At 47.7% G+C, this 14,328-nt stretch carries 12 protein-coding genes; 4 read left to right on the forward strand and 8 right to left on the reverse strand.

Going from position 1 to position 14,328, the window contains the following annotated elements; translation table 11 throughout:
- Both HRU21_01510 and HRU21_01515 read left to right on the forward strand, forming a co-directional pair.
- A partial coding sequence (locus HRU21_01510; protein ID NRA40964.1) for a 1-acyl-sn-glycerol-3-phosphate acyltransferase occupies nt 1-679 on the forward strand: 679 nt, incomplete at its 5' end.
- The gene (locus HRU21_01515) at nt 669-1,313 is read left to right on the forward strand and encodes an HAD family phosphatase (GenBank protein NRA40965.1); all 645 of its coding nucleotides are present in this window, start codon (nt 669-671) and stop codon (nt 1,311-1,313) included. The genes HRU21_01510 and HRU21_01515, both read left to right, overlap by 11 nt.
- Nucleotides 1,314-1,341: 28 nt before the next feature.
- On the opposite strand, the gene HRU21_01520 is transcribed toward HRU21_01515, so the two are convergent.
- From HRU21_01520 to HRU21_01535, 4 genes are all read right to left on the reverse strand, one after another.
- Complete coding sequence (locus HRU21_01520) at nt 1,342-2,133, reverse strand: tyrosine-protein phosphatase (protein NRA40966.1); 792 nt, start codon at nt 2,131-2,133, stop codon at nt 1,342-1,344.
- A 3-nt stretch (nt 2,134-2,136) separates the two neighbouring features.
- Complete coding sequence (locus tag HRU21_01525; protein NRA40967.1) at nt 2,137-3,852, reverse strand: FAD-binding protein; 1,716 nt, start codon at nt 3,850-3,852, stop codon at nt 2,137-2,139.
- 18 nt (nt 3,853-3,870) lie between these two features.
- Complete coding sequence (locus HRU21_01530) at nt 3,871-6,288, reverse strand: pyruvate, water dikinase (protein NRA40968.1); 2,418 nt, start codon at nt 6,286-6,288, stop codon at nt 3,871-3,873.
- 61 nt (nt 6,289-6,349) lie between these two features.
- Nucleotides 6,350-7,405 (reverse strand): Rieske 2Fe-2S domain-containing protein, encoded by a 1,056-nt coding sequence (locus tag HRU21_01535; protein NRA40969.1) that lies wholly within the window; start codon nt 7,403-7,405, stop codon nt 6,350-6,352.
- Between the two features lie 141 nt (nt 7,406-7,546).
- Between HRU21_01535 and HRU21_01540 the strand changes: the two genes are divergently transcribed.
- Nucleotides 7,547-8,167, forward strand: coding sequence for a TetR/AcrR family transcriptional regulator (locus HRU21_01540; protein NRA40970.1), 621 nt, complete (start codon nt 7,547-7,549; stop codon nt 8,165-8,167).
- Between the two features lie 11 nt (nt 8,168-8,178).
- On the opposite strand, the gene HRU21_01545 is transcribed toward HRU21_01540, so the two are convergent.
- Entirely contained in the window at nt 8,179-9,561 is a 1,383-nt protein-coding gene (locus HRU21_01545) for a cytochrome P450 (protein ID NRA40971.1), read from the reverse strand.
- Nucleotides 9,562-9,757: 196 nt separating this feature from the next.
- On the opposite strand from HRU21_01545, the gene HRU21_01550 reads away from it, so the two are divergent.
- Nucleotides 9,758-10,033, forward strand: coding sequence for a hypothetical protein (locus tag HRU21_01550; protein NRA40972.1), 276 nt, complete (start codon nt 9,758-9,760; stop codon nt 10,031-10,033).
- Nucleotides 10,034-10,073: 40 nt separating this feature from the next.
- Here HRU21_01550 and dapB read toward each other — a convergent pair whose 3' ends face one another.
- From dapB to dnaK, 3 genes are all read right to left on the reverse strand, one after another.
- Nucleotides 10,074-10,880: a 4-hydroxy-tetrahydrodipicolinate reductase gene (gene dapB / locus HRU21_01555; protein NRA40973.1), complete on the reverse strand. Its 807-nt coding sequence runs from the start codon at nt 10,878-10,880 to the stop codon at nt 10,074-10,076.
- 4 nt (nt 10,881-10,884) lie between these two features.
- Entirely contained in the window at nt 10,885-12,018 is a 1,134-nt protein-coding gene (gene dnaJ, locus HRU21_01560; GenBank protein NRA40974.1) for a molecular chaperone DnaJ, read from the reverse strand.
- 120 nt (nt 12,019-12,138) lie between these two features.
- Nucleotides 12,139-14,088, reverse strand: coding sequence for a molecular chaperone DnaK (gene dnaK / locus HRU21_01565; GenBank protein NRA40975.1), 1,950 nt, complete (start codon nt 14,086-14,088; stop codon nt 12,139-12,141).
- Nucleotides 14,089-14,328: the final 240 nt, after the last annotated feature.

Here is a 14,328-nt window from a genome sequence, read left to right on the forward strand (position 1 = left end):
TAGCGGTGAATTTTTTATCATCCTGGCTGTTGTCGCACTGATCGGTAGTTTGTATACGGTAAAACAATTGCCGCATTCGCTGGCGCGGATTCTTGTCAGCGTTGTCATCAAACGTCGCTATCGATTACATATTCAAGGCTTTGAGCATCTGCCAAAACAAGGCGCAAGCTTGCTGCTTGGCAACCATGTTAGCTGGATTGACTGGTTATTTATTCAATTAGCAAGCCCAAGACCGATTCATTTTGTGATCTTTAACGAATACTACGATAAAGCTTTTTTTAAACCGATCTTGCGTTTTTTTGGCGCCATTCCAATTGGCAGCGGACAAACCAAGCAGGCCATTAACGCCATCGCCGACCGTTTAAACCAGCGCGCGGTAGTGTGCTTATTTCCAGAGGGCCAGTTAACTACCGACGGGCAGATGAACGACTTTAAATCAGGTTATCAACTGGCGTTGCGCAGGTCTTCAGCCCCGGTAAAAATTATTCCGTTTTATCTTGACGGGTTATGGGGCAGCCGCTGGTCAAAAGCAACGGGCGACGCTAAAGGTAGTGGACAACTACTTTGGTTTAAGCGTCATATCACGATCCGTTTTGGACCTGCACTCACTGAAAATATAAATCCCGATGAGCTCGCGCTTACGGTGAAACAACTTGCACAAGGAACTTATGATGATTAAAGCTATTTTATTTGATTATGGTGGTGTTTATGCGTACTCACCATTCGAAGCGGTGACAGAACTTGCCGTTGAAATGCAGCTTGACGCTGACTTTCTCAAAACTATTGTATTTGGTGACATGCAGCAAGATACCAACCACCCTTGGCATCGTTTAGAGCGCGGCGAGATTAACCTTGAACAAGCGCGCGAGGGCATTATTGCAGAGGGCAAAAAACACCAGCTGGACACTGACATATATCAAATGTTTGCGCACTTTGCTAATGTCGATAAAAGCATGCGTATGTCGCTGGCCAATAAAACGTTAGAGTGGAAGCAACGTGGCTTGAAGCTGGCTATGGTGACGAATAACCTGAAAGAATTTTCGCACTGGCGCGACACCTTTCCTTATGATGTTAAAGACGTCTATGATGTTGAATACGACTCCTGCATCACCGGCAAACGCAAGCCTAATCCTGAAGTATTTCTTGAGGTGCTGGAACAACTGGAGGTCGATGCAGCAGAAGCATTATTTCTTGATGACCACCAACCCAATGTAGACGCCGCCGCTGCGGTTGGCATTCATGCTTGGCTAGTGGAAGGAGACATTGAAAACAGTATTGATTGGGTAGAGGCCCAGCTTAAGCAAGAAAGCTAAGCTAGCCAGTGGCTACTTTTGCTAGCCGTTAGCTTAGGTATTTTTGTTTTAACAGCGCCAGCTTCTCAGCATCGATATCGAGGGCCTGCTCTAAGTAGGCCGATACGCTGCCATAGCTCTGTTCAATTTGCGCTAAGCCGGCATTCAAGTAGTCCTCATCGACAGACAACAAACGCTCCAAATCTTTTGCATCAACCTCAAATGATGACAATACAGCTGATGAGGCAATCCGTTCGGCAATCGACTTACGATGGGTTAGGTTGGTCAGCAGGTAATCTTGCATCACCACGTCTTTTTCAACGCCCATGGCTAATAAGAAAATTGCTGCGGTAAAGCCGGTGCGATCTTTACCTTCGGTACAGTGAAACAAAATAGGCGTTTCAGCATGCAATACAATGTCAAACCAACGCTTCACATCATCTTGGTGCTGCAGCACCATATTGCGGTTGACATCAATCAATAAGCCTTCGAACGCTTCAGCAGCACTGCCCTCGGCCAGCCGCCGATCGATATCTTCACGGGTGGTGCCGTCTAAATTAATTGGCAACCAGTGATAATGTATATGCGCCAGCAAACGTTCTGGTTGTGGTTCAAGATCAAGCTCACGCGCTTTGCGCAAATCGATAACATGATTGATGCCGAGCTGGCTGACAATGGTATCAATATCTTGATCGCTTGCATGCGTAAGTGTCGCAGATCGAAACAGCTTACCCCATTTTACTGAGCGCCCACAGGCGGTTGGGTAGCCGCCCAAATCGCGAAAATTACTCACCGATTGAAGATCTACGACACGATCAGAAAGCGCTAAATTATCCTGCATACATTACTCATCGGCGAAATTATAAACGTGCTTAGATGCCTGATAGGCAAATGTCATAGCCGGCCCCAAAGTAGAACCCGGGCCAGGATAAGTCGGCAACACTGCAGCAGAATTATTGCCAAAAGCATATAAGCCGGGAATAGGCGCGCCATCGCTATGCTGCACCTGCGCATATTGATTAATAACCATACCACCCTGTGTGCCGAAGTCACCCGGATTAATCCGCACCGCATAAAAAGGGGCTTGTTCAAGCTTGCCCAAGCAAGGGTTTGGCTTAACCGATGAGTCGCCATAGTAACGGTCATAAGCAGCATCGCCGCGTTTAAAATCAAGGTCTTTACCCGTTTCTGCAAAACCGTTGAAACGCTGTATTGTTTGACTTAAGCCTTGCGGATCAATACCTAACTTTTCGGCTAATTCTGCAGGCGTTGCGCCTTTGGCAATCACACCTTCGGTAAAATATTCTTTAGGAATCATTTTGTCAGGTAAAGCCCATGGCCAAACGCTGCGCTTGTCTCTAAAACTTTGGTCAAACACCATATAGGCAGGTACACAGGGATTACCAGCCTGGTATTGTTCAAAGGTTTCCAACAGAAATGACATATAGTTCTGCGACTCATTGGAGAAGCGCTCGCCATTTTTGTTCACACAGATAGTGCCGGGCAAGGATTTATTTACAATGCTCAAAAAGGGATAGGGACGATTAGGCATTTCTTTGGTGGTACACCACCAGGCATTATTCATCAGCGCAGTTTGCGCACCAATCGCCTCACCTGCACGAATCGCATCACCGGTATTATGTTTACAGCCTGCACTCCACTCAGTATTTGTCGGCTGAGGCAAGTACTGTTCACGCATTGCTTGGTTATGCTCGAAACCGCCGGCACCTAACATCACAGCTTTGCGCGCCTTAATCCGCATACGTTGGCCCTGTTGCTCAACAATCGCACCTACAACACGATCGTCTTCCACGATCAGCTCGCGCATCGGGCTGTTCGTCCAGAGCGGTATATGGCGATCTTGAAGTGATAAGAACAGGCGGATAACCCCAGCACCGCCACCTGTCGTGCGGCGTGAGAAACCCTTTCGCTTTAACAACCATGGTATATCTAAATAGTAGCTAAGCATCATGCGCAATAAAATTCTAGAACGCTCTGGCTTGCGCTCAATCAAAGCCTTACCTTCGGTTTGCGTTAGCGCAAATTTACCTTGGGCATACAGCGCACCATCAGGTCGCATACGCTGCATTTCTTGTTTCAACACCGACCAATTAATCGGCTCTGGCTCCATCGAACGATGGCCCTCTCGCGCGCCAGGCGCATCCGAAAAATAATCGGGATAGCCACTTAGCGAGACATATCTAACACGTGTACGATTGTGCAAAAAATCAATCATTCTGGGCGCATTTTGCAAATACGTTTTAAGCATATCGCGCTCAACTAAGTCGGCTGGCACAGTATGATCAAGATAGCGATAGGCATCGTCAAAATTATCGGCCGCGCCTGCAGCTTTTGCGTAGCGATTATTTGGCACCCAGACACCGCCACCTGAAATAGCGCTGGTGCCGCCAAAATGCGCGCTCTTCTCAACGACTAAAATATCGTCAGCTTGGCCGTCAGCAGCGCTTAGCTTTGACATGTCGTGACAACAAATGGCTGCGGTTAAGGCACCATTGCCTGAGCCCACAACCAAAACATCGACTTCTTTATCCCAACTCATGTTTTTTGCTCTGTTAGTTTATGCCGCTTGCTCTTCGCTTGCAGCATCAAGCTTTGATAGCACGCCAGTTTCGGCGTTTAAGCGAACGCGGTCACCGGTGCTAAATACGCTGGTTGCGCCTTGCAAGTTTACAATACAGGGCAGACCGTATTCACGCGCAATCACCGCACCATGCGACACCGCACTGCCGACATCCGTGGCCAAGCCAGCAATCAAGCTAAAATACGGCGTCCACGCAACATCGGTTATCGGCGCAATTAAAATTTCACCCGGCTGAAGCTCGGCCGCCTCGCGCACATTCATCGCCACGCGAGCAACCCCCTCAACAACACCTTTGCTGACCGGCCGACCCTGCATCTCGCCGTCTTGCAGCTCAAAATTTTGCTGCTCCAATGGCTCAGGCTTACCCACGACCAATTCACTAAACTCCAGTTTTTCTTGGAATTCGAACGCGAGTTTACGCAGTCTAATCTTCTCTTTTACTGCAGCCACTTGATCAGCGCGGTCGTCCGCCAAAATATAGGCTCCTAATTCATCGTGCATCAGGAAAAACACATCCTCTGCCTGCTCAAGCAGCTTTTTCTTCTGCATAAGTTCGCCCAAGTAGCGATAGGCACGCTTGAAATAGTGCGTAGTTTTCACCAACAGTGATTTCGTTTGCTCGCGACCGCGAATTGCATCGTGCGCTTTTGGTGCCAGAAACCTGACCAGCCAAGGCTGACTTGAAAGATCAAAATGTTGCGTTGCTTTGGTGCTGCCAAGGCCTTGAAACCTTGCATGCACAGACGCCTGCATCGGCTCGACCAAGGGCACCTGATCATCCACCCACGATGGCGTCATCAACTCTAGCTCACGATAACCACGGTGCCCGTGATTCTCGAGAAACAATAGATAGGCATTTCTGATTGGCCCTGCCGCTTTTGAATTAAGCCATTTTATCGCCGCATCCACATCAACATCGGCAAACTTTTCGCGCGCCTTAGGATGCTCGGCAATTAAGTCAACCAGCGCATCCATTTGTTCAACCAATAGGGCTGACTCAACCGACTGCGCACCGGCTAACACTTTTGCTTGAATCGCTTGTTCGTCAGCTGTGGGAACCTTCTTGCCTTTCGATATCACGTTTTGCATGATTGTTTCAAACGTTCCTGAGCGGCATGATGAATGTCCGTGAGTTCGGTTAGCCTCATACAGCCAAGACAAATTATCATCGATCGACTGGTACATAGCCTCGACCGTATGTTTGTAAGGGATATAAAATGATTGGAAAGCTTGCGCAAACTCGGCAATATTGCTTTTAGTATCTGCCACATAGCGATAAAAATGACGAATCGCTAAAATACGACTGATGATATTTTTGCGCCCGACAGGCTCTTTAAGCTCATCAACCACTCGGCCACAAATGGGTAACGCTGTATTTTCCGCAGAATATAATGCCGAATAACGCGCCACGTCCACCTGCGCTGATAAGTTTACAAACAAATAGCCTTGAGAATAAGGCATGCCAATATCGTTGGGTGGAACCTGACTAGGTTTTCGTCCAGAGCAGCCATTGAGCAATAATTCTAACATTTTGCTAAAAGCGCGAACCTGTGTAGATAAGGTTAATGGGCAGCATGCACCTGGTATAATCTCAGACACATTACTGCGGGTTAACACTTCATGATCTCGAATGGGATCATCTAATTCGCGCAGGTCCGAGCCGACGGTGGTAATCGGCCGCGCCTGAAGCCAAAGCACTTCACCATCGGCATTGGTAGCCCATTCCATATCGAGTGGCCGACCCATTTTTTTCGCGCCCTCTCGCGATGCGCGCCAAAGCTCATGCAAGGTTTTTTGCTCAAGAATTTGATGCTCACCGGCAAGATCAACCCGAGTCATTTTACCTGACTCATCCATCTCATAATGATCTGGCGTAGTTTCACCGCTGACTAAGGCTTCTCCTAAGCCTTCGACTGCATCGATCACCAACCTATCGTGCCGACCGCTGACTGGATCAACGGTAAACAGCACACCTGCGGCTTTCGCATCAACCATCTGCTGAACGACTACGCACATCGTTGTTTCAGCCGCTTCCCCTTTTGCCGCCTGGTAGGCTGCCGCATGTTCTGCATCCAAGGACGCAACGCAATCGTTTATTGCCTGTTGCAAATCCGATAAGCCCTGCACATTGAGAATCGTTTCATACTGGCCGGCAAATGAATTATCTGCCGCGTCTTCACCCAATGCTGAAGAACGCACCGCAACCTTAGCGCTGCCAATTTTCTCATACGCCTCTGCTAAGTCATCTGGATAGACATTTTGCTTTGCGTTTTGAATCACAAACCCAGCTGGCACATTAAAACCAAGCTGCGTCAGCTCAGCCAAACCCTTTGCTTTGCCACCTACTGCCTGATCACTGATTTGTTCAAAAAATAACAGTGTCGGTTTGCTCATGAGAAATCCCTGTATTTATTATTGTACTGCTTAAACATATTCGCGCCGCTTACAGCTGCGCTTACTTTCGGCTTTTGACTTCAACCACGTATTCTTTAGCCTCGTCCCAACGCTTTGGCACATCAGCAATATCGACATAAAATTGCTCATACCATTTGCGTAAAATATTCACTGGCCCGTCACCATCACATAAGACCGGATTATCGACTCGGGTTTTATTATGCCAAATATGCACGTCATCCATAAAACCTTCGGTAGTTGAGCGCGAATGTTTGCCGATAATATAATCCATCAGATCGCGAGGGATGCCATCGATGCGCTTGAATAATAAACCAAAGCGCAAGTCAAAGCAGTTATCATTTACCGGAACGTGAGAGACCAATAGTCGCGACTCAAGCAACATCCCGCCTTCAAGCTCAACCGTCATTTCTGTGGTCATAATTGCCGGGCCATAATAGGTTGCTCGACTAGACATTGCGATGGCACGCTCCATATCTTCGGGGTCACCCTCCATAACTTGGGTGTAGGTATGCTTATGGGCAATATTCTTAAAGCTTAAGGCGCCAGCACCATGCACCGGGCCAAAGTGCGCCATATCCGCCATATTATCAATTAATTCTCGGCTATTATTGTGTACACGCATCTTGCTCAGTTTCCACTCAGACCAACCGTCATCATAATATTCAGGCTGATCCGGCATCTCTTGCTCTGCGATAGGAGGATTGTTTTCAGGGTCATACCAAAGATAAAGCAGACCATTCTTCTCTAGTGTCGGCCATGACTTAATACAGGCTTTCGGTGGAATTTTATCTGCATAAGGAATTTCTTGGCATACGCCGTCTGCACCCCATTTCCAGTGATGAAATGGACACACAAGTAGATTGCCCTCAACTTCACCCTCAGCTAAGTCCGCCCCCATGTGCGGACAATAGGCATCGAGCACATGCACTTTCCAATCAGCGCCTCTGTAGGCTACCAAACGGGTGGCAAAATAATCCAAGGAAACCGGCTCTTCGCCATAATCACTGGAAAGGCCTAAACAATACCAGCCTCGGCCAAAGCGGGTTTGTGTTTGAGTTGGTGAGTGGGCAGCTAACTCTACAGCGGGTATATTCATGATCGGCTTCCTAGGCGTCAACCTGATGTCGTAACGACTTGGCAGTTATATATAATTATGTAATCATATATTATATGACTATTGAGTCATATAATGACAGCGTTCTAAAATTACAAATTTGTTGTTTTTCGGTGCACTCCATTGCCAGTAAATCAGAATTCCAGTCGCGGGCGCCCGTTTGATGCAGACGGCAGCATCACCCGTAAAAAAATTATCGATAGCGCACGCGAATGTTTCGCCAAGCAGGGCTATGGTAGCGCCACCAATAAAATGATCGCAGAGTCTGCGGGCGTGACTGCATCGGCGATTTACAATTATTTTCCAGCCAAAAAGGACATCTTCTTAGCCGTTTTTCAAGAAGGTGAGAGCTATATGGCAGATAAGTATGAACAGTCGATTTGCCAGATCGACTCACCGTTGGCTGCACTATGCCAACTGCTGGAGTGCAATCTTGAGATTTACCGTAACCGCCCCGATTTACCGCCATTTTTTGGCCATATTCAATCGGAAATCAGCCGTTATCCAGAACTGGTTGAGGCTATGGCAAATCGCGAGAGTAAAATTAGCCCGATTTTTTCACGCCTGGTGAAAGCCGCTCAGCAGCAGGGCGAATTTAATCAACGCCTGCCCGCAGAGAACATCGAAGCAATGATACTGTCAGCTATTCTAGGGCTTGCGTTGTTTGGTTTACATACCGACTCGGCATCGCACCACCGCAATATTGAGGCATTTAAGCTATTGCTTCAAGGTGCGCTGCACTAAGCCGGCAGACACTAGGCGGACCGACGTATAAGCTTAATCGGCATATCATCGAGCGGCTTAGGTAGCGGAAAGCTCGACATAAACGGCTCTTTTTTATGCTTGGCTTCAAAGTCGAACTGCATCATAAATTGATATAAGAAGCATTTGTACTCCATTTGCGCGAAATGCATACCAATACACTTATGCGCACCGCCGCCGAAAGGATGATACAAGAAGGGATGCTGTTTATGCTCTTTGCGCTCATCATTAAAGCGTTCAGGGTCAAACGTCTGCGGCTCTGTCCAATACTCTTCCATAAAGTGCTCAAAGCGCGGCACCGTGTACACCATGGTGTGCGCGGGCACCAACACATCGCCCATCTGCACATCACGGATGGTGCGGCGCGGCACCACAGGGGTTGACGGCCGAATGCGCTGCGTTTCAAAGAATACCTGCTGCAAATAAGGCAGCTGATTCAAATCGTCATAATCTAGCTGCGTCTTACCCAAGGAAAGAAACTCTTGATACAGTTTCTCTTTCATCTCAGGATGGCGTGCTAGGTAGTAAATAGTATGAGTGATAGCCGCTGTTGTCGTATCATGTGCGGCAAATAATAAGAAGATCGTCTGATTAGCAATTTCTTCGTCGGTGTAATATTCGCCATTTTCATCTTTTTCACGACAAAAATAACTCAACATATCTTTGCTATCACCGGCGCGCTTCTTCGGCACTAATTGCTGAAACTCCGCCTGCAAATAGTCTTTACCTTTTAAGCCTTTACGTAATGCAGTGCCCGGCAATGCCCAGGGGATCGCATACAACGTGCCATTGGCGCAATCGACAAAAGCTCGATTAAGTTTTTCGATGCGATCGCTGCCGTCTTTTTCGCCAATAAACACCTCTGCCGCCACTGTTAACAAGAGTTTTTTAATGTATTGGAAAAACTCGATGGTTTGACCATCTTGCTGCTGCCAGTCATTCAGCGCTTTCGTATATATCGCATTCACCTCGCTGGTGTAATGTTTGAGCGCGTCATTTTTAAATGCGGTCTGCATAATTCGACGCTGATGCTTATGATGCTCAAAATCTTCCATAATCAGCGAGCCTTCAAAGAACTTGGTAATGCGGTCCATAAAGCCCATCTTCGAAGAAAAGTCGCGCCCTTTATCAAGAAACATTTGCTGAATTAAATCGGGACCCATCACCACAATGGCCCGCCCACCAAATAAGCTGCAGCGCGCAACAGGGCCAAATTCTTTATATTTCTGCTGCGCCCACTTATGCGGATCTTTCATAAATGAAATCGAATCACCAATAAAAGGCAAGCCGTAGCGACCGGGAATTGCATCTAAGTTGCGATTATGCGGCTCGTGTATGTAGTCGTCGTAATTCGTGACAGCGCGGTCGTTTGACATATTAAATCTCGATATTGTGATTATTTTTNCAGCATTTTGCCTGATNTGCGGCGAATGTAAACCTAGCTAAATCGTTTTTAATTCGAATCGCAAAAAATCATCAGCAAAAGCCTTTTATTTTTCGCGGCATAGCCAGCCTAAACAGGGAACTTTTTAACGCTTTTTATGACCAATAATGGTGTATTTAGGAGGCCGTATGATAGATATTTCCGAAAGCGAAAATGCGCGTCAATTAAACGCAAACGGCGCAAATCAAACAGCGGCGAATGTAGACAGCAAGGCCGCTATCAAAGCAAGCAGGCGCAAGCCAGTTAAGCAAAAAGGCGAGACCGTAGCACAGGCAAAAGCGCAAAGCTGCAAGGTCTGCAAGCAGCAAAAAAGCGCCATGCATTTTTATGCCGATGAACTGGGTATTTGTCGCGTATGCTGGGCTAACCAGCTGTATACCAGTGGCGTTGCCAAAAGCGCTTAAAAAAGCAAAATATGCTGCAAATGCAGCTTAAATATTCGCGTTATTTAAAGCCTAAGACGTCACGCATATCATAAAGACCGGGCTCTTTGCTGTTGAGCCATTTCGCTGCGCGCACTGCGCCGCGCGCAAAGCTCATGCGCGAGCTGGCCTTGTGCGTAATTTCAACCCGCTCGCCCTCGGCCATAAACATCACCGTATGATCGCCCACAACATCACCGCCACGCACCGTTGCAAAGCCAATGGTGTCGTCATCACGCGCACCGGTTTGGCCTTCACGGCCATAAACGGCCACCTGCTGCAGGTCACGACCCAGCGTATCGGCAACCACCTCACCCATGCTTAGCGCAGTGCCTGAGGGCGCATCCACTTTGTGTCGATGGTGCGCTTCAACGATCTCAATATCGCTGTCATCACCGATGATGCTGGCCGCCGTCTCTAGCAGCTTAAAGCATAAGTTTACACCAACCGAAAAATTCGACGCCATACAGATCGCGATATCAGACTGCGCCGCTAGAAACGTCGCTTTTTGCTGCGGATCAAAGCCTGTGGTGCCAACCACCATTTTGTTTCCAGCTTGCGAACAGGCTTCGGCATTGCTCAGCGTCGCCGCTGGGGCGGTAAAATCGATCAACACATCAAATTGATCCAACACTGCCGAGACATCGCCAACCACGCTTACGCCATTTTTACCAATGCCGGCTAACTCGCCGGCATCGCTGCCGATTAACGAACTGTCGGCACGCTCTATCGCCGCGGTCAACAATGCATCATCAGCCAGGCTGATAGCCTCAATCAAAGTGCGACCCATTCTTCCGCCGGCACCGGTTACTGCAATTCGAGTTGTCATAAATTTACTCTGAGAAGAATGATTTAACGCCTTCAAACCAATTTTTTTTCTGCGGGCTGTGCTTCATCGAACTATTTTCGGCATCAAGCGTCTCTTGTAGCTCATGCAGAAGTTCTTTTTGGCGTTTGGTTAAATTCACTGGGGTTTCAATCACCACGCGACACATCATATCACCGATATTACCACCTCGCACCGGCTTCACACCCTTGCCACGAAGGCGGAACATCTTACCGCTTTGGGTTTCAGCTGGAATTTTAAGCTTTACTCGGCCATCAAGAGTGGGCACCTCAAGCTCGCCGCCAAGGGCAGCGTCGGTGAAGCTGATCGGCACATCGCAGTATAAATGTTTGCCATCGCGCTCAAATAAATCATGCGGCTTGACCACCATCGAGACAAATAAGTCACCATTAGGGCCGCCATCGCGACTGGCTTCACCTTCACCCTGTAAACGAATACGGTCACCGTTGTCGACACCGGCCGGCACTTTAACATTGAGCTTTTTATTCTCACGCACCACACCTTGACCGCGACAATCGGTACATGGGTCGGCAATCACTTTGCCCTTGCCGTTACAGGTAGGACAGGTTTGCTGTACCGCAAAAAAGCCTTGCTGCACGCGTACTTGCCCAGAGCCATGACATGTGCCACAGGTGTTCACCTTAGAGCCAGGCTTAGCGCCCGAACCATCACAGGTGTTACAACTAACAATATTGGGAAACGAGATTTGCTTTTCGCAGCCCTTTACCGCTTCTTCAAGCGTAAGCTCCATATTGTATTGCAGATCGTTTCCGGGCGCTGGACCACGGCGTCTGCCGCCACGACCACCTCCGCCGAAGATGTCGCCAAAGATGTCGCCGAAAATATCGCCCATATCGGCGCCGCCACCGAAGCCGCCACCGCCCATGCCGCCGTTCTCAAAGGCGGCGTGACCGTATTGATCATAAGCGGCTCGCTTTTGATCATCCGACAATACTTCGTAGGCCTCATTTGCTTCTTTAAATTTTTCCTCAGCGGCTTGATCGTCTGGATTACGATCAGGGTGATATTTCATCGCCACCCGGCGATAGGCTTTTTTTAAGTCTTTCCCGGTAACGCTCTTATCAACGCCTAATACTTCGTAATAATCTCGTTTCGACATATCTATACTTCTATCTTTACACTCGCGAAAGCTGACACATTAACCACGCGCAAATTGAGCAAAAAAGCCCAGCATGAATACACATACTGGGCTCATATTGACTAAAGAGTAAGTAAATACTTACTTATCGTCTTTAACTTCTTCAAACTCAGCATCAACAACGTCGTCACCGCCGTTGTTATTATCCGCTGCTGCATCGGTAAAATCAGCACCGCCCATGCCGCCCATATCAGGACCGCCAGCCGCTTCAGCTTGCTCTGCGTAAAGCTTTTGCATCACAGGGCCAGAGACCTCGGTTANCTTCTCAGTCGCTTGCTCAATCGCTTCTTTATCATCACCTTTTAAGGCTTCTTCAACTGCAGCGATCGCTTCATCGATTGGCGCTTTTTCTTCGTCAGTGACTTTATCTGCTGACTCATCAAGGGTTTTCTTAACCGAGTGGACCATACCGTCAGCGGTATTGCGCACCTGAATCATCTCTTCAAATTTCGCGTCCGCTTCAGCATTGGCTTCAGCATCTTGCACCATTTTCTCGATCTCATCATCAGACAGACCAGAAGAGGCTTTAATCACAATCGACTGTGACTTGCCGGTGGCTTTATCAGCAGCCGATACATTTAAAATACCGTTTGCATCAATATCGAAGGTTACCTCAATTTGAGGCATGCCTCGTGGTGCAGGCGGAATATCCGCTAAGTCGAAGCGGCCTAGCGATTTATTTTGTGCCGCTTGCTTACGCTCACCTTGCACAACGTGAATCGTTACCGCCGCTTGGTTGTCTTCAGCAGTTGAGAACACCTGTGATTTCTTGGTCGGAATCGTGGTGTTTTTCTCAATCAAAGGCGTAGCGACACCACCCATGGTTTCGATACCTAGTGAAAGAGGCGTTACGTCTAACAGAAGAACGTCTGTCTTATCACCAGAAAGTACCGCACCTTGAATCGCCGCACCCATCGCTACCGCTTCATCTGGGTTGACATCTTTACGCGCTTCTTTGCCGAAGAATTCGCCGACTTTCTCTTGCACATAAGGCATGCGAGTTTGGCCACCAACAAGGATGACCTCGTCAATTTCAGAGGTGGAAAGATCTGCATCGTTCAGCGCCACTTTCAATGGCTCGATGGAACGTGCTACTAAGCCATCAACTAATGACTCAAGCTTGGCACGGGTAATCTTCACCACCAAGTGCTTAGGGCCTGTTGCATCTGCGGTAATATAGGGCAAGTTCACTTCGGTTTGCTGTGCCGATGAAAGCTCGATTTTTGCTTTTTCAGCCGCTTCTTTTAAACGCTGTAATGCCAGAGGGTCATTCTTAAGGTCAAGGCTGTTTTCTTTCTTGAACTCTTCAGCTAAGTAGTCAATTAAGACCATGTCGAAGTCTTCACCACCCAGGAATGTATCACCGTTGGTTGCTAACACTTCAAACTGTTGCTCACCGTCAACTTCGGCGATTTCGATGATAGAAATATCGAAAGTACCACCACCTAAATCATACACTGCGATGGTTTTGTCACCTTTCGACTTATCCATGCCGTAAGCAAGGGCAGCAGCCGTTGGTTCATTGATAATACGCTTAACGTCTAGACCGGCAATTTTACCCGCATCTTTTGTCGCCTGACGCTGTGAGTCATTAAAGTAGGCTGGCACCGTAACCACCGCTTCACTGATTTCTTCACCCAGATATTCTTCGGCAGTTTTCTTCATTTTCTTCAAAACTTCCGCTGAAACCTGAGGCGCAGCCATTTTTTTGCCTTTCGCTTCAACCCAGGCATCACCGTTGTCGGCTTTAACAATTTTATACGGCACCATTTCGATGTCTTTTTGAACGACTTTGTCATCAAAACGACGACCGATCAGACGCTTCACAGCAAATAAGGTGTTTTCAGGATTGGTCACCGCCTGACGCTTAGCCGACTGCCCTACCAATGTCTCGCCGTCATCGGTGTATGCAATAATTGACGGCGTGGTACGATCGCCTTCTTGGTTTTCAATAACTTTAACTTGGTCACCATCCATTACTGATACACAAGAGTTGGTTGTTCCTAAGTCAATACCAATAATTTTACCCATGGTTTTTCTCTCTCAATAAATGCAAGCCGAAGCCTTGCTGTGTTTAACCTTTAAAAAGCGTTAAATAGACTTTTTTGTTTAGATGCTTTCTATATGGGGTAACAAAACAGCATTTCAAGGCAGAATATTTAGAAATAACAACAAATATTGCTGAGATATCAATGTTTTTTCCAGATAAAGAGCGCCTAAGTCAAAAGCGCGCTTATAAGGCGGGCAAAATCATTTGCCAGCTGATCAGCG

The organism is Pseudomonadales bacterium (assembly GCA_013215025.1).
Lineage (GTDB): Bacteria > Pseudomonadota > Gammaproteobacteria > Pseudomonadales > DT-91 > DT-91.

Bases quoted from the DNA above. Each gene is read 5' to 3' on its own strand.
- HRU21_01515 (NRA40965.1), top strand. From the start codon at position 669: ATGATGATTAAAGCTATTTTATTTGATTATGGTGGTGTTTATGCGTAC.
- HRU21_01520 (NRA40966.1), bottom strand. From the start codon at position 2,133: ATGCAGGATAATTTAGCGCTTTCTGATCGTGTCGTAGATCTTCAATCG.
- HRU21_01525 (NRA40967.1), bottom strand. From the start codon at position 3,852: ATGAGTTGGGATAAAGAAGTCGATGTTTTGGTTGTGGGCTCAGGCAAT.
- HRU21_01530 (NRA40968.1), bottom strand. From the start codon at position 6,288: ATGAGCAAACCGACACTGTTATTTTTTGAACAAATCAGTGATCAGGCA.
- HRU21_01535 (NRA40969.1), bottom strand. From the start codon at position 7,405: ATGAATATACCCGCTGTAGAGTTAGCTGCCCACTCACCAACTCAAACA.
- HRU21_01545 (NRA40971.1), bottom strand. From the start codon at position 9,561: ATGTCAAACGACCGCGCTGTCACGAATTACGACGACTACATACACGAG.
- HRU21_01550 (NRA40972.1), top strand. From the start codon at position 9,758: ATGATAGATATTTCCGAAAGCGAAAATGCGCGTCAATTAAACGCAAAC.
- dapB (NRA40973.1), bottom strand. From the start codon at position 10,880: ATGACAACTCGAATTGCAGTAACCGGTGCCGGCGGAAGAATGGGTCGC.
- dnaJ (NRA40974.1), bottom strand. From the start codon at position 12,018: ATGTCGAAACGAGATTATTACGAAGTATTAGGCGTTGATAAGAGCGTT.